The sequence below is a fragment of the Bacillus sp. FSL W8-0920 genome (assembly GCF_038593215.1).
In the GTDB taxonomy this organism is placed as follows: Bacteria; Bacillota; Bacilli; order Bacillales; family Bacillaceae; genus Bacillus; species Bacillus pumilus.
Map to the genome: position 1 here is coordinate 3222279 of NZ_CP151974.1, position 25111 is coordinate 3247389.

Sequence of the window (25111 nt, forward strand, 5' to 3'; positions counted from 1 at the left end):
AAGGAGCACTGTTTTTATTTCCTAAGAAATGTTTCTTCACGATCATTTTTTGTATGAATTTTCCATATCGGTGAAATCGCTTTTCCTTGAAAACGATCTTTTGCTACGGTGTACCAATAATAGTCTTCGTTTGGCTTTAAGCCTTTCCACTCAAAGCTTGCTTTTTTGCCGCTTTTTACGCCGCGCGCCTCTCCTAACAAAACATTTGTGTACACATTGAGTTCAAAATAGTTGGTTTTGACAGATTTCATTTTCGGCGTCAAATCCACATCGATTGAAAATTCATCCTGATCTCCATACGTTTTAGGATCGTAGAAATGCTCTTGATTCATGTAAGGTGAGTATGTCGTAAAATGAAGCTGGTTTTTTTCTTGATCGGCTGTTATCAATCGCATAAACCCTTGTCCACCTTCAGGCCCTGACTGATAATCGGCGAGTATTTGATATACTTTCCGGTCTACTTTACCATCCTTGTCATCGTCAAGCTCATCTACTTTCCTGCTCGCTCCGTGATAGTGACCGCTAAATACCGCCACTATATTGGGATGGCGTTTCACTACCTGGTGGAAGATGAGGTCGCCAATCGGACTGCGGTTGCCACTGACCAACAAATACTCATGGAAATTTAAAATGACGATACGGTCTGGATGCTCAGAAATCACACGGTTCAACCAATCAATTTCATCTTGCTTAATCCCCCAGCCCATGTATACCATCATATAATCATTGCCACCGGCAGAGATGAGATCATAATGACCTCGATTGTTTTGATAGGATTCACCATAGTACGGTTTATTTGCAAAGCGTTTCTCACCGAAATATTTCCCATATTCCGCATAAAAACCGTCCTTATGTCGAACATCATGATTTCCTGCTAAAACACCATAAGGAATCTGATGCTCATCTAACACGCGCATAAACGTATCGGCTCGTTGCCATTGTTTATCTTTTGAATCATCCACAATGTCACCTGTATGGAACACATATTGAATGTTTAACTTTTCTCTCTGGTCTCTGATCCACTCGACCATTTGTTTAAAGATATGAGGATAGCTCTTTGCATAATATTGTGTGTCAGACATCCAAACCATCTTATATGGCTTTTGCGTTTTACTGATTTCATCCTGTACAAGCAAATCAAACGTATGATTCTTCATGTACTGTCTGACGGACAGCAGTCCTTTCAGGTAAAATTCCTTTTGATCCTTAGCAAAATGATGAGTAATTTTATCCCACTTTTCTTGCTGATGATTCCATGCATACATGGTCACCTTTCTCCCTGTCAATGAACTCCCTTTCCATATCGCTTCGACGACATCCTTTTCACGTACATCTTGATGAACCTTGATTTGAAAACGATGATAGGGAAAACGATGTAAATCCTTCGTTTCAACTGACTTACCATCAGCAAATGCAATGCGATTCCTTTCTTCATGAGAAAAGATCATTTCTCCTTTTTCGTTAAAGCTCTTTGGCGGTTCTGTCTCCGCTGCATATTTCAAAATGTTCATTGATGGATGCAACGATGTATATTGATACGCACGGTAAAAGGAATAATCCAGCTTATCATTCGTTGGATCCTTGGTGAGCACAGTTTGCTTTGACGATTTCATTTTCGTCTTATCTGCTACACGCTCTGGTGGCTCAGGATGTTCATGTACCGTCTTGAATTCCTTTTTCAACGTTGACATGTTTCCCGCTGCATCCTTTGCTTTAATTGTCAACGTGTGCTCCCCCGGGTTTAATTCGCTAGAGGACGTCTGGTATGGCAAGGAAATTGGCTTGCCATCTACATATGCTTTCATCTCTTCTATGCTACTCCAACGATCCGTTACCTTTGCTTTTAACGTAAAGGCTCCTTTATATGGATCCTTTGTTTGGACGTTGGTTTTAATTTTTGGACCCGTATTATCGACCATCACATGTACAGATGCATGCTCGTCTGATGTTTTGGCCTCAATCAGGTGCGGCCCCTCTTTCAACTTTCTTGTATCCCACTTCATAAACGTTGAAACATAAGCTTCTTTTGGTATTTCAAATTGAAATGTTCTGACCTTTTTGGCGTTACCGCTGTCTCCCATTCTCCATTCTTTTTCCGGCTTTGCATTGATTGGAGGAATTTGAGTTCCATTCGATAAAATCATCCGGACGTTTTTTAGTTCAAAATCATCGTGATTCTCACCAGGCAACCGATCAACTGGAGAAGATTTTGTTCCTGCATGGAAGGAGATCGATTGGAGACCTGCTTTTTTCATTTCTGCTTCTGGTATTGGCATTGTATAGGTACGATACACTTTTGTCGAATCATCAAAAATTGAAAGTAAGTGCTTACCTATGGACACACCATTTTTAAAATATAAATTTGTCCCTTTGACATCAAATGCAATATATGGATCTGCTTCAAGGGCAGAAAACACTTGCTGATTCCGCTTTCCATCTATCAATAATTCAATGCTTTTTTTCTGATCAGACGTTGCTTTTAATGGAAATAATCCTGAAACCGTATCTCCTTCTTCTACATTGAATCGAAGGCCATGAGCTTTGCTAACTTGCTCCACATCAATCATTTTTTTCATCGTCATTGCTGTATTTTCACCGTCTGACGCTTCAAGCTGATATTCCAATTGTTCTTTACCAATCAACTCAGGTGAGTAAATAATATGATGAAATAATCGGTCATTATGATCTTTTTGAAGCAGTATTTCCTTAAAATCATCTTTTCGATTTGTTCGATAGCGAAGCTTGACGGTTTTGACGACCTGATCATCCTGTACATCTGCTTTAATCTCTATGCTTTCAGTTGGTTTCACTGGTTTCCTCACTGTCATATCTTCAATCACAGGTTTATGGATATCTTGAGAAATTTCTTTTTTCTCAGATGGAATTTGTGCTTTTAGCACTTTGCCAGGCGTAGGCTCTTCTTCAATTTTCGAGATCAGCTTCATTTGCGAAGTACCATCCATTGGATATTTGAACAGCAAAGATTTATGCTCACTAAACCATGATGGCTTTAAGCGAAATGCTGCTGAAGAAATCTCCTCCCCTATATTCGTTGTAATGGAAACAAGACGAGATTTAGAGTTGGACAGCCCTTTGCTTTCGATGACAGATACATGCTCTCCCTCTTTTAATTGACTTTTGTACATGGCATTGAAGTCCGCTACAGTTAAATGCTCCTGTCCTTTTTTCCTCAGCCAGAAAACATACGGTTTTCCAGGTGAAAGAGTGACTGGATTTGTGTGAAAGGAATACACATCATCCATTTCGGTTCCTTGTGCAGGATTGCGGTAGCGAAGCTGATAATGTTTAAGAGAGATAGGCTCATGTGTTGTGTTATATACCTCAATAAATTCAAATGCATCTTTGCCTTTGCGATTTTTTGAATTGACAACAATTTCTGTGATGACTAAGTCCGGAATGCGCGAAAGATCCTCTTCAAATCCATTTAAGTGGACAGATTGTTCTGCCGTTTTGATCACGGACTTTTGCGTAAGAAACTCTGTATAGTAACGAACGGTTGAATTCCATAATTGATCTGGCGGAATTTTCGCTGTAAATTCTGGCTTCATACCTGGCAGCCGTTCCATTGGGATCAAACGGTACCCTAGCTCATCACTTTGTTTATAATACAAGTTCGCAGACAAAATTTGTTCCGGATCCGTAATCGACGCACGAAACTGGAGATCACGGCTTTTTTCCCCTAGAACTGGACGGACATCCACATGAAAGGGATCAAAGATAAAAGGAGAAAAAGGCTTGTCCGGTATATTGACCTGTGTTTGAATAAAAGGCCCTGCTGAAGCAGGCTGATTGAAACAAAAAAGAATGATAAAAAAACATAAAAGCATGATTTGTCTGCTCACGTTCACCATCTTGCACCGCCTCCCTTCGGATATTGTGTCTCCTGAAGGAAGTTTTTATGTCAGATGAAACGGAGAAACGATACAAAATGGGTCAAAAAAAACCGTTAGCTTTTTTTCGCTAACGGCTCCACAATTCCTTTTTGTATCAACAGATGGAAAATGGATAAGATGACAGCCATCCAAATGGCCGTTCCAAACCCATCAATATTAAAACTATCGCCCATAAAACTTGATGTCATCATAAGTGTGATGGCATTAATCACAAATAAGAACAATCCTAGTGTAAGAACGGTTACTGGAAGCGTTAAAATGATCAAAAACGGCTTCACTAAAATATTGAGCAAGGATAAAATGATACTTGCCACAATGGCTGCGCCAAACCCTTCAATATATACGCTCCCAAGCCCTGGCAGAATGCCTGAATCAAAATATCCAGCAATGACGATTAAAAGTAATGCATTGACTAAAATACTGACGATCCATCTAAGCATTTAGTTAGTGCCTTCTTCCGGAACAACAAAATACCAGATGAAGTAGACCAAGAAAATCGGCATAAATGCTGTCATAAATCCGATGATGACCGTTAATATGCGAAGCAGAGATGCATCGACCCTTAAGTATTCGGCAAGTCCACCAACAACACCCGCTATTTTTTTATCTGTTGCTGAACGATAAAGCTTCTTCATGTAGAATCACTCCTTGTCTGATTGGTGCTTTACTTGTATTGAACCTGTTTTTGTTTCTGCAAAAATGGATATACTGTTCACTGCCTGTTGGTTGGCTTTGATCATTTTCTCTTTTTGTAATGTCTCATTTTTCTCTTTAATCATCTCTGCATCAAGCAAATCGTGAGAAATAGACCCAAGATTGCTTTTCAGCTCAGCGGTCACTGCACAAGCACGCGGGATCTGGACGTCCACACTGCCTGTTGTCGTTTTCGCATAAATGGAACGGCACTTCTCATCCGACAGCTGAACAGCAATGTTTCCGTTAAAGCTTTGGGCATCAATTGACTCACTTTTCCCGCGCAGGTCAATAAGCCCATTAATGGTTTCTACTTCAATCATACCACACTCGTGATCCGCCAGTTTAATTTGTCCATTTGCTGTTTCAATTCCAACCTTTTCCGCCTGTAAAGAGGCAAAAGAGACAACACCATTGGTGGTTTTCGCAGTAAGTTCTTTTGTCTTTAGCTTTTCCCCGCGGATCGGACCATTAAACAGCTTAACCTTGATTTTATCGTATTGGATACGTGGCACATATAAAGTGACATTGACTTTCATCGTCTTCTTTTCGGTCCGGATAAAAAATTTATCCCCTTCGAGGCCGCAGTCCAATTGATTGAGAAATTGCTGTCTTGCCTGCTCTCCGTCTTCTGCACGGTAGATTTTCGCATGGCATTCTGCTCGAATATCACCATCGTCCCAAGGCATCACATTGAGACTGCCGTTCGCCAATTGAATATCTAAATGAGATAGCGAGGCGTCTTTGAACTGAAAAATGTGCTCAACGTCGACCGACTGTCCAAAGTTCAAATCAAGATCTACGTCTTTCACCTTTTTCACCGCAGAATCTAACCAGCCAAACAGCTTTGCACCAAGATTTTCTGTACCAGTTCCTTTGCTCTCCGTGCCTGCTTTTTCTTCATGAAAGGTGTGATCAACCGTTGATTTTTCTAATGAAACAGATGGATTTTCCTCCAGTTTTTCAAGCAGCGTAATCGCTTCTTTTGCAGATAATGTCCCGTCTTCTACTAATTTTAAAATGCGTTCTTTTTCATTCATACAAAGCCCCTCCTACGATTTGATGGATTGAAGTACTTTAATACCTTGAATGATATTCCAAATGACAGAGATCAAAAAGCCAATAGCGACTAAAAAGGACAAGATGAGCATTGTGATCACTGGCATAAGTGAGTCACTTGCCTGTGTCGACAATAAAAATGGGATAGACCCAAAAACCAGCAACACGCACGCTGCGACTGGCAAAACATGTGACCATAATGCCCGCAACGCGTGCCGTTTCGGTTCCTTTTGGTCGACTACAAAATATGCCACGATCGGTACAATAAACGGCATAAAAAATACACTGAAATAACAAATTGATGCAATGATCGACTGATCTCTATTCATATATATTCGCTCCTTCATGATGAAAATTCCTTTCTAACTCATACGTTTATTGCGTATCAAAAGTTTCAAAATCATTCAATTTACATATGACCTTAGACACAAATTACATCTTTTTGCACCTAAGTGTAGATTCTTCACGGATTACCCTTTAAAATATGTTGAAAAGATGGTGATTATCATTATAGGGGGTAATTATTTTGACAGATCATCATAATACTAACCACACGGCTCAAACGCTTTTAGACCTTATACAGAAACAAAAAAGCATGAACAGCGATATGATCAGGGAGCTTGAGACCATTCATCCGTCTCATCCACAGTATGGTGATATCCGTTATTTAAAAGTACTGCTCGACAGCAGCAGCACGCATATTTTAAAGGATTTAACGCAGCTCAGTCATTTAATGCCAAAGGAAGATGCGCAATAAAAGAAAACCCCTCTTAACGAGGGGTTTTTTTATGATGAAGTCACACTTTCTGTTTCTTTGACCAACTGTTTCATTCTTTTACGGTCACGCTCTAAAATAGGCTTTAAGTATCGACCAGTGTAAGAAGCTTTTTCTTTTGCAATTTGCTCAGGAGTCCCAGAGGCAATGATCGTTCCGCCGCCAGCACCGCCCTCTGGTCCGAGATCAACGAGGTAATCAGCAGCCTTGATAATATCAAGGTTATGCTCAATCACTAGCACCGTATCTCCGTTTTCGACCAAACGCTGAAGCACTTTTAATAAACGGGCAATATCATCCACATGCAGACCTGTTGTCGGCTCGTCTAAAATATAAAGAGACCTTCCGTTTGAACGGCGGTGAAGCTCAGATGCCAATTTCACACGCTGGGCCTCTCCCCCGGACAATGTCGTCGCAGGCTGTCCAAGTGTAATGTACCCTAGTCCAACATCAAAAATCGTTTGAAGCTTCCGCTTAATTTTCGGGATGTTCTCGAAAAATTGGAGTGCGTCCTCCACGGTCATTTCAAGCACATCAGCAATGTTCTTCCCTTTATATGTGACCTCAAGTGTCTCGCGGTTATAACGTTTCCCGTGGCACACCTCACAAGGCACATACACATCAGGTAAAAAGTGCATTTCGATTTTAATGATGCCATCTCCGCGACATGCCTCACAGCGTCCACCTTTGACGTTAAAGCTGAATCTCCCTTTTTTATACCCTCGTACCTTTGCTTCATTGGTTTGTGCAAACACATCCCGCACATCGTCAAATACACCTGTATACGTGGCAGGGTTGGATCTTGGCGTACGGCCGATTGGAGATTGATCAATATCAATCACCTTATCTAAATGATCCATTCCTTTGATTTCTTTGTGCTGTCCTGGCTTCGTCTTCGCTCTGTGCAGTTTTTGCGCAAGTGATTTTAATAGAATTTCATTCACAAGCGTACTTTTCCCTGAACCAGACACCCCGGTCACAGCTGTAAAGACGCCTAGAGGGAACTTCGCATTGACGTTTTTCAGGTTGTTTTCTTTTGCACCTTTGATCTCAATATAGCGGCCGTCAGGCTTTCTTCTTTCGATCGGCAGCGGGATAAATTTCTCTCCAGATAAATATTGTCCTGTTAAAGATTTCTTGTCCTTCATGACTTCTTCCGGCGTTCCAGCTGAAATCACTTCTCCTCCATGAACTCCTGCTCCAGGTCCAATATCAATCAAATAATCAGCGGCTAGCATCGTATCTTCATCATGCTCTACGACAATGAGGGTATTCCCGATGTCGCGCATGTTTTTCAATGTCCCGATCAATCGGTCATTATCACGCTGATGCAGACCAATAGATGGTTCATCTAATATATAAAGAACACCTGTCAGCCTTGACCCGATTTGAGTCGCCAGACGAATCCGCTGCGCCTCTCCTCCGGATAGTGTGCCAGCCGAACGGCTCAATGTGAGGTAATCTAATCCCACATTATTTAAGAAGGACAAGCGCTCTTTGATTTCACGTAAAATGAGCTGAGCAATCTGTAAATCTTTCTCAGACAACTCGATTTCACCATATAAATCAAGGGCATCAGAGACAGACAAATCAGTGATTTCTCCAATATGTTTGCCATTGATCAGAACCGCAAGCGTCTCTTTTTTCAGACGATATCCTTTACATGTCGGACATGGCTGGTTCGCCATATATTTCTCCATTTGCTCACGAATATAATCAGAGCTGGTTTCTTTATAGCGTCGTTCAATATTACGAAGAACACCTTCAAATTCAATTTCATTTTCACGTACCTGACCAAAATCATTTTCATATTTGAAATAAATCCGTTCAGAGCCGCTGCCATATAAAATTTTATCGAATAAATGCGACGGTATATCTTTCACTGGAATGTCCATGTCGATGCCGTAATGTGTACATACTGCCTCAAGAAGCTGAGGATAGTATTGTGAGCTCTGCGGCTCCCAAGGGGCAATGGCATGCTGTCGTAACGTCAAATCCTTATTAGGAATGACAAGCTCAGGGTCAACTTCTAGTTTAGAGCCAAGCCCATCACAGCTCGGACAGGCACCAAAAGGACTATTAAATGAAAACATTCTCGGCTCAAGCTCACCAATAGAAAATCCGCAGTGCGGACAGGCATGATGTTCACTGAATAACAGCTCTTCTTGTCCAATCACGTCAATCATCACACGGCCTTCACCTAGTCGAAGCGCCGTTTCAAGGGAGTCAGACAGCCGAGCCGCAACGCCTTCCTTCACCACGATTCGGTCAATCACGACTTCAATGGAATGCTTCTTGTTCTTTTCAAGCTCGATCTCTTCTGATAGATCTTCCATCTCTCCATCGACTCTTACTCGCACATAGCCTTGTTTTCGAACTTGATCAAGTACTTTAACATGTGTTCCCTTGCGCCCAGATACGACCGGCGCAAGCACTTGCAATTTCGTTCTTTCTGGATATTCTAAAATACGATCTGTCATCTGCTCAATTGTTTGGGACGTAATTTCAATCCCATGTATCGGACAAATAGGTTTCCCAACTCGAGCATACAAGAGTCGTAAATAATCATAGATTTCAGTAACGGTTCCAACTGTTGATCTAGGGTTCCGGCTCGTCGTCTTCTGATCAATACTAATTGCCGGAGAAAGACCTTCAATGGCATCTACATCCGGTTTATCCATTTGACCGAGAAATTGGCGCGCATACGCTGAAAGAGATTCAACGTACCTGCGCTGACCCTCTGCATAAATGGTATCAAAGGCAAGCGACGATTTTCCTGAACCAGATAAACCCGTGATGACCACTAACTGATCACGCGGGATATTCACATCAATATTTTTAAGGTTGTGGGCTCTAGCACCTTTCACCTCTATTCGTTCCATAGCCATCAGGCAATCATCCTTCCGCTTTTAACTCTAGCAATAGATCTCTTAATTCTGCTGCTTTTTCAAAATCAAGCGCTTTTGCTGCATCTTTCATTTCCATCTCGACCTTTTCGATCACTTTTTCTCGTTCTTTTTTGCTCATTTTTGACAGCTTTGGTGCTGCATTTGTTTCATATTCTTCCGATTCTTCATGTATCTTTGTTGCTTTAATGGCATCTCTAATTTTCTTATGGATGGTTTGCGGAGTAATTCCATATTTCTCATTATACGCCTCTTGCTGCTCTCGTCTTCGCTTCGTTTCTTGAATCGCAATATCCATTGATTTGGTCATTTTATCTGCATACATAATGACCCGGCCTTCTGAATTTCTCGCTGCCCGGCCAATCGTCTGGATAAGGGATCTTTCAGAGCGTAAAAAGCCTTCTTTATCAGCATCTAAAATCGTCACGAGCGACACCTCTGGAATATCCAGTCCTTCACGAAGAAGGTTGATTCCCACAAGCACATCATATTTTCCAAGACGCAAATCACGAATAATCTCAATCCGCTCAAGGGTCTTAATTTCTGAATGCAGATAATTGACCTTGATTCCGATCTCTTTTAAGTAATCTGTAAGATCCTCAGACATTTTCTTCGTCAGCGTCGTCACAAGCACACGTTCATTTTTCTCAACCCGCGCATGAATTTCTCCAATTAAGTCATCAATTTGCCCTTCAATCGGACGCACTTCAATGATTGGATCAAGTAAACCTGTTGGACGAATAATTTGTTCCACAACCTCAGGTGTTTTCTCAAGCTCATAAGGACCAGGAGTGGCAGATACATGCACAATATGATTAATATGCTTTTCAAACTCATCAAAGGTGAGCGGTCTGTTATCAAGTGCTGAAGGCAGACGGAATCCGTGATCAACCAACACTTGCTTTCTTGCTTGGTCCCCGTTGTACATCGCGCGGATTTGCGGGATCGTCACATGTGACTCATCAACAACAATCATAAAATCATCCGGGAAATAATCAAGCAATGTGTACGGTGTTGAACCAGAAGGACGCAAGGTCAGGTGCCTTGAGTAGTTCTCGATTCCTGAACAAAAGCCCATTTCTCTCATCATCTCAAGGTCATATCTTGTCCGCTGCTCAAGGCGCTGCGCTTCTAGCAATTTTCCATTATCTCGAAGTTTTTCGAGCTGCTCTTCAAGCTCTTGTTCAATATTAATAATCGCTTTTTCCATTTTTTCTTCTCTTGTGACGAAGTGAGATGCTGGGAAAATAGCCACATGCTCACGATCACCGAGTATTTCTCCAGTGAGTGCATCCACTTCACGAATACGTTCAATTTCATCACCGAAAAACTCCACTCTGATACAATGTTCATCACGTGAAGCAGGAAAAATTTCAACGACGTCTCCTCGTACTCGGAAGGTTCCGCGCTGAAAATCTATATCATTACGAGAATACTGAATGTCCACCAGCTTACGAAGAAGCTGATTGCGTTCAATCTCCATTTCAGTACGTAAAGACAGCACAAGCTCTCGGTATTCCTCTGGCGAACCTAAGCCATAAATACAGGAGACACTGGCAATGATGATGACATCTCTCCGCTCAAATAACGAGGACGTAGCGGAGTGTCTCAGCTTATCAATCTCATCATTGATGCTAGCATCCTTTTCAATAAATGTATCAGTCTGAGGCACATACGCCTCTGGTTGGTAATAATCATAGTAACTCACAAAATATTCGACAGCATTATTCGGAAAAAATTCCTTGAACTCGCTGTATAGCTGACCGGCAAGTGTCTTGTTATGCGCAATGACAAGTGTCGGTTTGTTCACTTCTTTGATCAGGTTGGATACAGTAAAGGTCTTTCCCGTACCTGTAGCACCTAACAGCGTTTGATGCTGTTTCCCCTGATGGATCCCCTCAACAAGCTTTTCAATTGCCTTCGGCTGATCTCCTTGGGGCTGATAGTTAGAAACTAATTCAAAGCGGTCACTCACATCAAAGCCTCCGTTTCGTTACGAAATCTATCTAATGAATATATTATCATAAAAGAACACAAAAATACGAACTAAAGTTCGGCTCTTACTTGATTTTTATTTCCAATACAGTCATACCCTCTCTTCAATACCAAATAACCCTCTTGCGAAAACCTTCCTTTCAGTATGGAACATTTTGGTGAGAGATATTCGATGAGCAGAAAAAGAGAACAAAAGAAAGCTGCACTCACTAGAATTCGTAAGCACAGCTTATAAAACGTCATCTTTCTGCCTAACACGCTCTTGATGATGATATCAATGATTTTTTTCAGCCTTTTCTCTCTTTTCAATTTCTTTTTTAGCCATATATAATGCCCCAGCTACTAAAGAAATGATATCTAATCCCACAATAAAGTAGGTTTCTGTATAGCCCTTCATGTACGAGGCAAATAAAAGCGCTGCTGTTAATGCAATGCCCACATAATGATTATAAGTAACCTTTGAAAATAAAATAACGAGCAGGAAAGGAAAAACAAGTGCAAATATGGCTTTTGTAATCACAAAAACCCTCCCTCTTCTTGGTCTACTCCCTTGATTATAGTAAAGATTGGCATATTGAACAATTCACAGTTTTCAATTTCACCTATTTTTCTTTCTGTTCGGAGACTTTTGTTATAGATATAGAAGGAAATTAGTGAGAATGTCCCCTTTGTAAAGATAGGTCTTTCCGTCTTTGACAGTAACATCCAATAAATCCTATGATTAAAATGATAGTGCGCACTATCATTTTAGAAACGATAGAGAGACAGACAAACCATTGGCTATTTGGATAAGGGGGCATTCCCATGTATTCAGTTTTATTTCATGCGGCTGAAGAATCCGCAGCACTCGCAGGGGCAAAAGGCCTGAATTTAATCAAATTAAACAATCACGGCCTGCCAGTCCCAGATGGATTTATTATCAAAACCAACAGCTTTTCAAGCTTTCTTTCATATCACAACCTGCATCCAACTGAACAAAACCTTGCTGACAAAATCAAAAAAGCATCGTTTCCTTCTCAAATGGAAGCAGAACTCCTTTCGTCCTTTCAATCATTGCGGAAGACTTATCCCTCAGTTGCAGTTCGATCCTCTTCTGTTGCTGAAGATCTCGAAGGCGCCTCATTTGCAGGACAGTACGAGACCTATTTAAATATCAAAACAAATGAAGAATTCTTACAGGCTGTCAAAGAATGCTGGTCTTCTTATTTTGGAGCAAGAGTGACAGAATATAAGGAAGAGATGGATGAAAACGAGGAAGAGATGCCGCTCATGGCTGTTGTCGTTCAAGGATTGATTCATTCTGACGTCTCCGGTGTCATCTTTAGCGAGAATCCCGTAACAGGAAAAACAAATGAAATGATGCTCACAGCAAGCTATGGACTAGGAGAAGCAATCGTCTCCGGGCTTGTGACGCCTGACACATTTGTTATAGACAAAGAGACACTTTTTATTGAAAAATCACTTGGAACGAAAGAGCTGCAAATTATCCCTTATCAAGAAGGTGTCATTGAACAAGCAGTAACGGAAGAAATGGCTGGTCAGTTTTGCCTGAATGATGAGCAATTAGAAGAAATCACGCAAATCACCAAACAAGTAGAAGCACTTTATGGTCATAGCGTCGATATCGAATTTGGAATAGCAAATGGCACATTTTATTTACTTCAAGCCAGGCCGATTACCGCAGCCCTCTCAAAAGCAGCAGATGAGACAGCGGGCGCTTCTTTTCAAATGCAGCCAGACGAGCTGCAGGATTTCTGGATCTCAATGGACGATCATCTGCCGGGCCCAACAAGTCCTCTCTTTTCAAGCCTGATCATCCCAGCATTAAAAAGCGGTATGAAGAAAAATGGTGAAAAATATCAAGTGCCTGATCTGAATATTAAAGATATCAAGCTTTATAGAGGTCACCTGTATTCATCACCGTCACTGCCTGAAGCAAGTGCAGAAGCTGCACCAGTTTTTGATGAGAGCATATTTGAGTTATTTCCGCATTTAAGTGAACGTATGTATGAGATTTTAGAGAAAAATTTCTTTCCCTTTTACGAAAAACTCGATCATAAAATGAAGGAACCGATGACCATTGAAGACGCCATCGTCGGCTTCGAAGAATTAAAGACTTTTTATATACAAGCATACGATGATCATTTTGATATTGTCATACCTCAAGTCATTTTATCGGCTATGATTGAAGACATGCTTGTGACGTATACTGGTGATCAATCACAAGTGATCCTGCTGCATGAGATGATGATAGGCGTGATGAACAAATCTCTTGAAACAGACAAGAAGCTATCTGATTTTGCAAAGAGTGTCCTTCAAGATACTGAACTTCATCAAGCATTTATGAACCATGAAAAGAATCCAGCACTGCTTGATGCACTCACTCAATCGGAAAAAGGCAGACACTTCATTTCGACATTAGAAGAATTTCTTCAAGTCTATGGCTGGCGATCTGTTAAAAGTCATGACCTTACGGAAGAGACATGGGTGGAAAACCCTGAGTTTATACTAGATATCATCAGAAACAATATTCAACACCAAAGTGATTTTGATGAAGAATTTGCACAAGCCGTCATCAAAAGACAAGAGACATATGAACATTTTATGAGCCAAGTGAAGGATGAAGCGTTTAAAACGAAATTTGAGACTCTTTACCAATTCGCCCTACAGGCCGCTAATATCCGTGACGATCACCACTTCTATATTGATGCCATGTTAGATGCTAAAGCCAGGGTATATCTATTAAAGATTGGTGAACTTCTTGTACAAAAAGGAGCGATCCCTCATCCAGAAGATCTATGGTACCTCTACGATGAGGAGGTACACACAGCGCTCACAACCTCTACATCATTTGATACGGTCATCGCACAAAGAAAAATTGACATGAAAGATAATGAAGCCATCCAACCACCAGCTTATATGGGTACCCCAACTGAAGCTGAATTGCAGCAAGTAGAAAGAATGCTCGGTTCATTAAGAGAAAATGAAAACAATACAAGCGATATGATCTATGGAATTGGCGCATCTAGCGGCATTGTTTCTGGAAGAGTAAAAGTCATTACATGTGCTGAGGAATTCTCACAATTTCAAAAGGATGATATTTTAGTTTGCAAAACAACCACACCTTTATGGACGAGCTTATTTAGAGATGCAAAAGCAGTCATCACCGATGCTGGAGGCATTTTGTCTCATTCAGCTATTATCGCTAGAGAGTATATGATGCCAGCTGTCCTAGGAACCCGAATAGCGACTGAAACACTTCAATCAGGTGACCTTGTGACAGTAGATGGAAGCAATGGACGCATTCAGATATTAAAACAGCATGCACGTGTCTAACTTTATCGTTTTGGATCATATTGGCGGTCATAGGTTTTATCGGTATACTTACTTTGTTGCAAACACATTCATAACCTGAGGTGAGTATGCTTGTTAAAATCTACAAATCAACGAATCATTCGTGCAACAATGGATTTATTGACTGAAAAGGGCTATCAAAAAACCACAACAAAAGAAATAGCCACAAAAGCGAATGTCAGTGAAGCAACAATTTTCCGCAACTTTAAAAACAAACGCGGCGTTATTGCTGCCATTATGAAAATGAAATCAACGCCGACGAAAACCTTAGAAGCAGAATTTAAAGGGGATTTATACACCGATTTAAAGTTTCTCGGTTCCTATATCCTTGAACATTTAACTTCAAAAAAAGAATTCATTTATATCAGCATGCGAGAACCGGCTATGTTTAAAGATCTGACCAGTCATGAAAAAATTTATCCTCAAGAACTAAGGGAAATGCTGATACAATACTTCAAAAAGATGAGTGCTTTGCATCATGTCTTAAAAGGAAAAGAAGACATTTATGCAGACATTTTCATTAGTACGTATTTCGGTTTTTTTATTCAGCAGCTTGAGCAAGACTTCCAGCTCGTATTAACACAAAAAGATGATTTTATTGAGACATACACACACATTTTCATGAGAGGAATTTCTCCCGCTTAAAGGGTGGAATTCTTCTTTTTTACAAAAGGTGGTATACACATTGAAATTGCAAAAAGAGAATTTGATCATCTATTCTTTGTTACTTGGAGCTATACTAGTTCCGGTCAACTCAACGATGATCGCAGTCGCTTTATCATCCATATCAACTTATTATGATCAATCCATTTCAAACATTACTTGGGTTGTCACGATTTATCTTATTGTCATGGCGGTCACACAGCCTATCGCTGGTAAGTTAGGAGATATATATGGACACCGCCGCATGTATTTAACCGGAGTGACACTCTTTTTAATCGGCTCGATTGGCTGTGCTTTAGCACCTAATCTAGCATTTCTCATCATCTTTCGCTCCATTCAAGCAGCTGGCGGGGCTATTTTAACACCGAATAGCATTGCTTTGATTCGTGCAACAGTCTCACCCGAAAAGCTATCTAAAACAATGGGTTACTTTGGATTTGGTGCTGGTATTGGTGCCGCACTTGGGCCATTTATTGGATCGATTCTCATTCAGAGTTTTGATTGGCATTCCATATTCTTAGTAAATATTCCATTTCTGTTTCTTACACTAGTCACCGGCGTCTTGCTCATTCCAAACATAAAGCATACACGCATACATGCAAGGGTAGATATGATCGGTTCATTGTATTTAACCATCGGAATTGCCACAATCATTCTATGCTCAAAAAGCCAGCTACTAAATGAATATTTAATTTATGGCATTCTAGCATTGATTGTCATTCCTTTATTCTTTAAACATGTACGCAAAGTAAAGAATCCCATTATCGATTTATCCCTATTTAAAAACAGTTCATTTACAAATGCGAATCTGTCGATCATGCTAAGTAATTTTGTGATGTATGCCATCCTTCTCATTATGCCGCTGTTTATGGAACAACAACTTGCGCTTTCTCATACAAAAAGCGGTATGATTCTATCGATATTTTCTCTTTGTATGTCTCTTAGCGGTTTATTAGGCGCAAGACTCCATCCAAAAAAAGGCGCGAAAAAAATGATTCGCTTTTCATTTCTCTGCCTTACTTTATCAGGCATCATGTTAATTACACTGAGTCAGTACCCAACCTTACCACTGCTTATCGTGACACTAGTCGCAGGTGGAATTTCATCAGGGATTGGTATGACAAGTATGCAGATGGCTTCTTTAACAGCTGTTGATCAAAGCTTAACTGGTTCGGCATCTGGTATTTTCTCAACCTTTCGATATTTTGGCAGTATCATTTCGTCGACATTGATTGGTATCATGAGTGGTTTCCAATCTTTATTTATTGTATTAATGGGCGCAGGAATCCTTGGCTTCCTTTTATCCCAACGCGTCAAAACGAAATCTACCTCTCCATCATCTGGGCATTCTGCCTAATCACTCCCTGCGCTCTATGGCGATTTAGAGCGGGGGAGTTTTCATTATTTTTATCACTGTAAGCTATAGCTGGCACAGGAATCAAATATTGAAAATCCTTTTTTAAAGATGAAAAAATGCCACATGACTAGACAAAAAAGGAACTTTAAATCGAATTGTCCTCATTCATCCACCTAAAATCTGTTTTTCATCTCTTTCAGCATTGATAACTTCGATTTTTTTTCACAATTTTTGTGGTATGCTTTTTGAAAATAGAGGACGCAAAGGAGCGGAAGAATGGAACGTGTAAAATATGTTGTGATCTATTTATCAGCTCTATTGTTATTCCTGTCAGGCTGTGGAAAAGACCAGCAATTTACTCCACCTGACAGCTCTCAATCGATCGCGGTCATCTCTCAATTAAAAAAAGCCTCCTTTTCAATAGTTGATTTACAAAAGAATAAAATGATCTCTTCCGTTGATTTAAAACATCCGCTCACTGATCTTATCCAAATCAACAAAGACGTCATCATCGCAACTAGTAAAGAAGGAGAATCGCTTATCGAAATTAATTTAAAAAAAGGTACAGCAACAGATTATATGGATGTGAATAAAGGGCTGACTTCCCTTACATATGATGCAGCTTCTCACACCTTAATTGCAGCAGATTCGCAGAAAAACGTCGTTTATTTTATTGATACGCAGCGTAAAAAAATAAAAGCAACTGTGAAGACCGGAAAGTTACCTTCTTCTATGACACTTTCTCCGTCAGGTACTTTATTTGTTTTAAATGCAGAAAGTCATACTGTCTCTGTTATAGATATTGAGAAGGAAAAACATATACGTACGTTCTCTGTACTTGAACGACCATCTGGTATTCATTTTGATGGACAATCCATTTGGATCGGTGGTCACGGTAAACCAGGCACCTTAAATAAGAGCATTTTTGCTTACGACCCTCAAACAGGTAAAAAGCAGCGAGAAATAAAACTAGGCGTTATGCCTGTTGCATTCTTTTCAGAGAAAAATTCTTCTACTTTATATGTACTTTGTCATGGAGATCATACGCTATACAAAGTAGATACAGAGACGAATAAGCAGCTTGCTTCTGTTGAAACTGGTCAAAATCCGAATTATATCACCGCTGATACCACATCAATATATGTGAGTAACTTAGATGACAATTCAGTATCAATTATCGATAAACATACATTCATGATGAAAAATCGACTGAATGTCCCATCAGGACCTTATGCTATCGTGTTGGAGGAAAAGAAATGAAAGAACAAATGCATATTTTAATTGTAGACGATGAGTTCGATATGCTTGAGTTAATCGGATCCTTCTTAAAAAGACAAGGCTTTCACATCATCACAGCTAGTAATGGAATGGATGCCTTACGTCAGCTTGAAAAGGAACCCGTTGACCTTGTAGTACTAGATATCATGATGCCTGATATGGATGGATTTGAAGTCTGCCAGCGTATCAGGCAAACATCTCAAATCCCCATCTTATTCTTAACAGCTAGAAGTTATGAGGAGGATCGAATTAGAGGCCTAGAAATTGGTGCGGATGACTACATCATGAAGCCTTTCAGTCTACGTGAGCTTGCAGCAAGAATTGAAACAACTTTGAGACGAATTAGAGGTCTTTCGCTAAAGCGCAGCCGCATACAGTTTGGTGACATGGAGATTGATCAGGATGGTAGACAAGTCTATATCCATCAGGAGCCCATCAATTTAACTAGAAGAGAATTCGATTTGCTCATGTTTCTTTTACTCAATCAAGGCCAAGTGTTTTCACGAGAACAGCTCTATCAAAAATTGTGGGAATCTCATTCTACAAGCGGCTCTTTACGAACAGTCGATACACATATCAAAACGCTGAGACTGAAATTAAAGGGAGCGGAACGGCATATTAAAACTGTTTGGGGTGTCGGCTATAAGTTTGAGGAGGAAGAATGAAGCCTTTATCGATTAAAAAGAAAGTGCTCTTCTTAATCCTTGTAGTGACCGGAATCGTTGCTGCCTCAGCTCTTGCCCTCACCTATTACTTATACCAGCACTTGTATGTTGAAAAGCAGATTGATTCCTTAAGTTTACAAGGTAAAAAGCTGGCACAAATTTATCATCAACACGGGAAAGATACGTATTTTACCGATAGAGTAAAATGGGCTAACGACTCGAGTCAGGCGAACATTATTTTTACAGATGACCCAATGGAGCTTTCAAGTGGTCTTCCTTTTGATACGAACACAAATGATAACCTCATTACGTTCAAGGAACGCCAAAAGCTCCTTCAGGGGGAAACCGTCGTGTTGATTAGAGAACACTCACAGTTTCATCAAGATATTCTTGGCATCGCCATCCCTGTTTTCTCAAGCAAAGATGAGCTATCAGGGACAATTTTTCTATCCATGCCCTTATCGGATGTATATGAACCCTTTGTCCAAATCAGATTGACACTTGGCATATCCATTTTGTTAATTCTGCTCCTGATTTTCTTTATCGGATATAAGAGCTCCAATAAAGTCGTTCGGACAATTAATCAAATGAAAGAAATTGCGATGGAAATGGAATCTGGCGATTTTTCAAAACGGATGGCTGTGACCAAAAACGGAGATGAATTAAACCAGCTGAGCCGCTCTTTTAACAAACTGTCTTCTACCCTTGAAAAAGTTGAGCAGCACCGCAGGGAATTTCTTGCGAATGTCTCCCACGAACTTCGGACTCCGCTAAGTTATATGAAAGGATATGCTGAAGGTATTGAAGAAGGGATCATTGATCAAAAAAAAGGAATGCACATCATCCAGGATGAGGCCGCACGTTTAAGCCGACTTGTGCATGATCTTTTAGACCTTGCGCAGCTAGAAGGAGATTCTTATCCACTAACGATGGAGCCAATCGTCTTTGCTCAGCTGATTCATGACGTTCTTGATCAAATGGCATTTATCGCTAATCAAAAGGGCATTTATCTGAAACGGACACTTGATGAGGATTGTATTGTGTATGGCGATAGCGATCGGCTGCAACAAGTGGTTCGTAATTTACTGGACAATGCCATTCATTACACTCCCTCTGGAAAATCGGTCTCGATTGAATTACTAGTTCACCAACATAAAGCTGAATTGAGAGTGACAGATGAGGGCAACGGCATTCCAAAAGAAGACCTTCCACATGTTTCTGAGCGATTTTATCGAGTAAATAAGGCACGTACGAGAAAAGATGGCGGCTCAGGTCTTGGACTAGCTATTGTCTATCAAATCATGAAAAAACATCATGGCACGTTCGATATTCAATCTGAGCCAGGATGCGGTACGACAGCCATCATCCAGCTGCCAAATACTCCAGTCGTTGAAAACCTGCCAACGATATAACCAATTAGATTTTTTAGGTAAGGTTATTCGTTTAATCCAAATATACGCATCAGTCGCCTAAATTTGAACAGCTATTTTCGGCATCTTTTTGATCATCTACTTTTATGCATCAATTCCTTTCAAAAGGATAGTCGATTGCTTTCGTTCAAACAATAAAACTACATTAAAAAAGCGTGCGAGACCTTCTTCAAGAGTCCTGCACGCTTTTAAATTAAACAGCTGTTTCAAACCGCTTTCTATTGATGAAGAAAGAAAGCGTAATGATGAGATAGATACCCATTGTGACCAAGGTTTGGACAATCGGAGTTGTTGATACAACACCGATAAAAATGGCAATGATCGCAATGACAGAAAACCATGTTGTGAAAGGATACAGCTTGACGCGATATCCTCCTGGTGCTGCTACGCTTCGAGACTTTAGATGCCCGACAGCAATAATAAACCAGATGAATAAGACCGTGTAGCTTAAAGATCCCATTAAATAATTAAAGGTTTGACTTCCTACAAAAAGAGAGATTAATACGGCTACATACAAAGTAGATGTACATACTAGAATCGCTCTGACTGGCACCTGCTGTTTCGACAGCTTCGAAAAGCCCTTCCATATACGGCCATCCATTGCCTGTGTAAATAGTACCCTTGAAGAAGCATACAGACCAGAGTTCATAGAAGACAAGATTGCTAATAGAATAATCCCGTTCATGATATCACTTGCATATGGCACACCAATCGTTGCAAACACCGTGACGAATGGGCTCACTTGTTCATTGTTTACTTGATTCCAAGGAATTAAGCTGACGATGATGAAGAACGGAAGTACATAAAAACCGATGATTCGTACAAATGTACTTTGAATGGCTTTTGGGATGACTTTTTCAGGGTTTTTCGTTTCTGCTAATGTAACCCCAATCATTTCAGTTCCGCCATATGAATACACGACCACCAGCATTGCCGCAATTAAGCCGCCTGTTCCATTCGGAAAAAATCCTCCGTGTTCGGTTAAGTTGGATAATCCCGGTGCTGCATGCTGTCCGAATGAGACAAACAGCATCGTTAACCCAATGATAATAAATAAAAGAATGACAGCAATTTTAATAGAAGCTAACCAGTACTCTGTTTCAGCAAACATTTTGACTGAACAAACATTGATCAATGTCACAACAAGTGAAATGATTAACACAAGTGTCCAAATCGGTACTTGTGGGAACCAGTACTGAATAAAGATTGCAGACACGATCGCTTCTGCTGCAATGTTCAACACCCACATTTTCCAATAGATCCAGTCTAAGAAATAGGCGGGGTATTTGCCTAACACAGGTTCAATTAAATCACGGAATGTTCTAGCGCCAGGTCGTGCAACTGTCATTTCGGCAAGTCCTTGCATAATAAATAATAAAATAAGACCACCAATCATATATGCCAAAATGACAGCAGGACCCGCGATATCAATGGCAGAACTGCTTCCTTTAAACAGACCAGCACCGATGGCACCGCCAAGTGCGAGCATCATGATATGCCTTGACGTCATTGTTCGTTTTAATTGCACATGTTCCTTTTCCATTTTCTATAGCTCCTTTAAATTTGAATCTTCAGACAAATATAAGATAAAAGCATATAAAAAGGCCAGTCATCTCCTTGAAGAGACGACTGACCTTGCAACCGCGTTACCACTCTTATTGACTCAGACATAGCTGAATCCAACTTGAAACCCGATAACGGAGGTCACACGTAAAGACTTACTATTCATTCAGTCTTGCCGCTCCTTGAGCGAGTTCAATGATTCGTTTTACTGCGTTGCACCAACCCGCAGCTCTCTTAGAAAACGGATATTCATTTACTATTCTCAAGTCAAAGCGTTTTATAGTCAATTTGTCTATTTATCAAAGATTTTATTTTTTAAATATACTGACTAACCACACAATTGTCAACAGCCTTTTTCAGACATTTTCTTTTAACGAATCCAAATGGCTACTTCATCCATTGGACGACGCGTTTTGCCGCGCTTTGGCTCAATGACTCGATACCCAAAGGCAGCCATGACAGAGATGTCGTACTGACCATCTTCAAGTAATCCTTCTTCCTCAAGCATACGATGAATTTCATCGTAGCTGAATCCCTCAACAGGGCATGAATCGATGCCGATTTGTGCTGCGGCTGTCATCATATTTCCAAGGGCAATATACGTTTGTTTGGAAGCCCAATCGAAGAGCGTGCGGTTAGTTTCCATCAAATGAAGATCATTCTCTTGGAATTGTTTGTAGCGTTCTTTTACCATCTCAAACGTTTCGTCTGTCATTCCTTTGATTTCCTTGTTGATGTATTCTGCATATGCTGAATCATACCGGGCGTCTGTTCTTGCCAAAATGATCACAAAATGGCTGGCAGTTGGAAGCTGCTTTTGCGCACCCCATGTATATTCTTTTAATTTCTCTCTAAATGCTTCATTTTGAACGACGAGGAACTTCCAAGGCTCAAATCCGACAGAGCTTGGCGAAAGTCTTCCTGTCTCTAAAATGAACGCAAAGTCATCTTCTGGAATCTTTTTCGCCGGGTCAAACTCTTTTGTCGCATGACGGAATTCATACGCCTCAATGATTTCTTTTTTTAATTGCTCTTTGTCTCGCATGGTATTCATCCTTTCTAGTGAACGATTAGGGTGTGAAGTTTCACCAATCCAATTTCTTTCCATTCCCATATAGAAATTGTTATGATAAGAAAACAAACAACCCGAATGTGTGATGTGATACCTCTATGGTAAAAGAAAAACTTCCTTTGATTCAAGTACGCACATTTTTGTTCGTTAGGTACAATCATGTTCGTTTATCACCCATTTCGCCTTAGAAAGGAGTGTAAAGATGAGTGCACCATCCAATCCAGTCAGTATTGTCAATCATGGCTGTCCCGTTTCCACCACAACGAGTGTAATAGGAGGAAAATGGAAAGGAGTGATCCTTTATCATTTGACTTGCGGTCCAAAACGATACAACGAATTACGCCGGCTTCTGCCAAGGATTTCTCAGCGTGTTCTTACGCTGCAATTGCGCGAGCTAGAACAAGACGGCGTTGTTCACAGAGAAGTCTATGAGGAGGTCCCTCCTCGTGTCGAATATTCACTCACTTCTTTAGGAGATACGTTAAAGCCTATCATCTTCGCTATGCGTGAATGGGGCGAATCCTATGGAAAAGAAGCGCGTCCAAAAGAAAAAAGCTGCCATCTCTAGCAGCTTTTTTTTATGATGAAATCGCCGTTGATTCTTGCTGTGGATCATCCTTCACAAACAGGATGCCAAGCTGATGATGCTCCCCTTCGTAAGAAGCGCGTTTCTCAAACCTTGTCTGACCATTCAAGCCAATGATCTCAAGCTTTGTCAGAGCACGATTGGTTTGAAGGGCTTCGTAAAATTCCGAAACGGTTTTGACTTCAATTCCATTCACCTTTGTAATGACTTCTCCGATCTCAAGCTTTAAATCAGCTGCAGGTGTATTCGGAATGATTCCCAGCACCATTAGCCCTTGATTACGCTTAGAGAAGTAGAATGGAGCCGCATTGTCGTTGACTCTCTGTTTCCATGAGAGGAATGCCCTTCCGGCAATCGCTATCAATACAGCTGCCCATGCAATCGGCGTAAACCAAATACTTGCAGCACCTAGTAAAGCAACAGCGAGTCCAAGCATGAGAATACGCCGTGCCGTAATTTGAATGCTGACAATTGGCAGCGATCCTTGAATCCGCTGCCCGAAACCGATGATGTATGGAATCAAAATAAATGAAAAGCTTTGATTGTGTACTTGAAGCACCGGCCACCATGGCAGAGAAGAAGTAAATTCACCTGCCGGCATCAGCAAAACAAGCGGTAAAAGCCACAGACGATTTGCCCGCTGCTGGCCAATCAAAAGTCCTCTCGCACTCATCACCATTGCAGGCGATGTTCGTAAATGCGCCGTTCGATAGGCTAGAATCCCCTCGGTCATTAATAAAAGTCCTAGCAGAATAACAACGGCTGATGTATTCATCATTGAGAGCTGCGGCAACCATGAATGGCTCACTTGGAAATACATCAGTCCAAGTACCGCAATAAAGCTGAAACCGAGTGTGTATGCAGACGAAAGCGCACTCGCCTTAAAGAATAAAGAGCAAACAATGGTCATCGCTGCAATCAGCACGATGAATCCAGGCGGGAGGGCAATCCCTAAGCCTACTGAAATGACGGATAGGCAAATCCCTAGAATCCATCCCTTTGAATATGTAAATTTAAGTTCATCGTATACATCTTCTATTCTTGTTTGAAACGCTTTTCTCTCCCGCTTTACGCGGATGTAGCCATGTAACAGGCTGATTAATATCATGAAATAAAAAAGAGGGTGGATTAAAAACAGACCGACCGCTTTTAATCCAGCTCCCATCCACTCCGAGCTCATTATCGTTCACCGCCCAAGTCAAGCATTTTCTCTTATTCTATCAAATAAATCGATGCTTGACACCAGGTTTATTTCTCCTGATTCATCCAAAGTGTGACATTCGACAGTGAAAAATCTTTTAAGTAGTGATTGACATCTACATCTAGTATCCCGCCGAGCAGCTGCATCGACCTCTTGATGTCGGTTAAGTTTATACCAAGTCTCTTATGATTATCCATTAAATAATTGAAGTATATCTCAGCACAGTCTTCATCGATTTCATCGACTGATTCTACCGTTGTGTAATTGACCAAGTACCTGCTTAACAGCATGAGCAGACTTAATGCCTTTGTAGCGGAAAACGTCACATCTTTCGTACGACTCTTAAGCTCCTCTACCAACTCGTAATATTTTTTCTCTCTCACAATACTTGCCCTTTTCAATTGTGTACCCCCATTTACTAGTTCTTTTAAGAAAAGCGCAAACCTCGGTACAGCTTAATGCTCAAGCTGAATATCCGCAAAAAATAAAATATTTAAAATGAGTGCTACTTTATATTGTAAGAATTATTTATGTAACATACAACTTTCAAAAGTTTCATTTTCATGACATGTTTAAATCAACAGAAAGTCTCTTATATAA

Annotated in this window: 20 protein-coding genes and 1 other annotated feature; of the genes, 8 read left to right on the forward strand and 12 right to left on the reverse strand. The window is 40.6% G+C overall.

The window, feature by feature from the left end:
- Positions 1-14: 14 nt before the first annotated feature.
- From NSS78_RS16655 to NSS78_RS16675, 5 genes are all read right to left on the reverse strand, one after another.
- Positions 15-3872: a metallophosphoesterase gene (locus NSS78_RS16655; protein ID WP_327839624.1), complete on the reverse strand. Its 3858-nt coding sequence runs from the start codon at positions 3870-3872 to the stop codon at positions 15-17.
- A 95-nt stretch (positions 3873-3967) separates the two neighbouring features.
- On the reverse strand, positions 3968-4354 hold the full coding sequence (locus tag NSS78_RS16660) for a phage holin family protein (RefSeq protein ID WP_003213568.1): 387 nt from the start codon (positions 4352-4354) through the stop codon (positions 3968-3970).
- Entirely contained in the window at positions 4355-4549 is a 195-nt protein-coding gene (locus NSS78_RS16665) for a PspC domain-containing protein (RefSeq protein WP_003213763.1), read from the reverse strand. It abuts the gene before it with no gap.
- Positions 4550-4555: 6 nt separating this feature from the next.
- On the reverse strand, positions 4556-5647 hold the full coding sequence (locus NSS78_RS16670; RefSeq protein WP_050944296.1) for a DUF4097 domain-containing protein: 1092 nt from the start codon (positions 5645-5647) through the stop codon (positions 4556-4558).
- Between the two features lie 12 nt (positions 5648-5659).
- Positions 5660-5995, reverse strand: a complete 336-nt coding sequence (locus NSS78_RS16675; RefSeq protein WP_012011387.1) for a hypothetical protein — start codon at positions 5993-5995, stop codon at positions 5660-5662.
- Between the two features lie 197 nt (positions 5996-6192).
- Between NSS78_RS16675 and NSS78_RS16680 the strand changes: the two genes are divergently transcribed.
- On the forward strand, positions 6193-6423 hold the full coding sequence (locus NSS78_RS16680; protein ID WP_003213489.1) for a hypothetical protein: 231 nt from the start codon (positions 6193-6195) through the stop codon (positions 6421-6423).
- A gap of 29 nt (positions 6424-6452) precedes the next feature.
- Here the strand turns inward: NSS78_RS16680 and uvrA are convergent, their stop codons facing one another.
- The 3 genes from uvrA to NSS78_RS16695 form a co-directional block, all read right to left on the reverse strand.
- Complete coding sequence (gene uvrA / locus NSS78_RS16685) at positions 6453-9329, reverse strand: excinuclease ABC subunit UvrA (RefSeq protein WP_212045577.1); 2877 nt, start codon at positions 9327-9329, stop codon at positions 6453-6455.
- Positions 9330-9336: 7 nt separating this feature from the next.
- A complete protein-coding gene (gene uvrB / locus NSS78_RS16690) occupies positions 9337-11322 on the reverse strand; it encodes an excinuclease ABC subunit UvrB (protein WP_212045578.1) in 1986 nt (661 codons plus the stop codon).
- A 294-nt stretch (positions 11323-11616) separates the two neighbouring features.
- Positions 11617-11862, reverse strand: a complete 246-nt coding sequence (locus NSS78_RS16695) for a CsbA family protein (protein WP_003212837.1) — start codon at positions 11860-11862, stop codon at positions 11617-11619.
- A gap of 284 nt (positions 11863-12146) precedes the next feature.
- Between NSS78_RS16695 and NSS78_RS16700 the strand changes: the two genes are divergently transcribed.
- From NSS78_RS16700 to NSS78_RS16725, 6 genes are all read left to right on the forward strand, one after another.
- Positions 12147-14678, forward strand: coding sequence for a PEP/pyruvate-binding domain-containing protein (locus tag NSS78_RS16700; RefSeq protein WP_212045579.1), 2532 nt, complete (start codon positions 12147-12149; stop codon positions 14676-14678).
- Positions 14679-14768: 90 nt separating this feature from the next.
- Positions 14769-15341, forward strand: a complete 573-nt coding sequence (locus tag NSS78_RS16705; RefSeq protein WP_050944304.1) for a TetR/AcrR family transcriptional regulator — start codon at positions 14769-14771, stop codon at positions 15339-15341.
- 40 nt (positions 15342-15381) lie between these two features.
- Entirely contained in the window at positions 15382-16716 is a 1335-nt protein-coding gene (locus tag NSS78_RS16710) for an MFS transporter (protein WP_137054353.1), read from the forward strand.
- Between the two features lie 276 nt (positions 16717-16992).
- On the forward strand, positions 16993-17976 hold the full coding sequence (locus NSS78_RS16715; protein ID WP_003213342.1) for a YncE family protein: 984 nt from the start codon (positions 16993-16995) through the stop codon (positions 17974-17976).
- Complete coding sequence (locus NSS78_RS16720) at positions 17973-18659, forward strand: response regulator transcription factor (protein WP_050944310.1); 687 nt, start codon at positions 17973-17975, stop codon at positions 18657-18659. The genes NSS78_RS16715 and NSS78_RS16720 overlap by 4 nt, the downstream gene beginning before the upstream one ends.
- Positions 18656-20071 (forward strand): ATP-binding protein, encoded by a 1416-nt coding sequence (locus tag NSS78_RS16725; RefSeq protein ID WP_212045581.1) that lies wholly within the window; start codon positions 18656-18658, stop codon positions 20069-20071. The genes NSS78_RS16720 and NSS78_RS16725 overlap by 4 nt, the downstream gene beginning before the upstream one ends.
- Before the next feature lie 211 nt (positions 20072-20282).
- Here NSS78_RS16725 and NSS78_RS16730 read toward each other — a convergent pair whose 3' ends face one another.
- Positions 20283-21632, reverse strand: coding sequence for an amino acid permease (locus NSS78_RS16730; protein WP_050944314.1), 1350 nt, complete (start codon positions 21630-21632; stop codon positions 20283-20285).
- A 75-nt stretch (positions 21633-21707) separates the two neighbouring features.
- Positions 21708-21932: a binding site (T-box leader), on the reverse strand.
- Positions 21933-22022: 90 nt separating this feature from the next.
- Positions 22023-22697 (reverse strand): NAD(P)H-dependent oxidoreductase, encoded by a 675-nt coding sequence (locus NSS78_RS16735; protein WP_106032160.1) that lies wholly within the window; start codon positions 22695-22697, stop codon positions 22023-22025.
- A 229-nt stretch (positions 22698-22926) separates the two neighbouring features.
- Here NSS78_RS16735 and NSS78_RS16740 point away from each other — a divergent pair, with 229 nt between their 5' ends.
- Entirely contained in the window at positions 22927-23292 is a 366-nt protein-coding gene (locus NSS78_RS16740) for a winged helix-turn-helix transcriptional regulator (protein ID WP_050944318.1), read from the forward strand.
- Positions 23293-23302: 10 nt separating this feature from the next.
- On the opposite strand, the gene NSS78_RS16745 is transcribed toward NSS78_RS16740, so the two are convergent.
- Both NSS78_RS16745 and NSS78_RS16750 read right to left on the reverse strand, forming a co-directional pair.
- Complete coding sequence (locus tag NSS78_RS16745) at positions 23303-24490, reverse strand: PDZ domain-containing protein (RefSeq protein WP_309215994.1); 1188 nt, start codon at positions 24488-24490, stop codon at positions 23303-23305.
- A 68-nt stretch (positions 24491-24558) separates the two neighbouring features.
- Positions 24559-24912, reverse strand: coding sequence for a swarming motility protein SwrAA (locus NSS78_RS16750; protein WP_007500014.1), 354 nt, complete (start codon positions 24910-24912; stop codon positions 24559-24561).
- Positions 24913-25111: the final 199 nt, after the last annotated feature.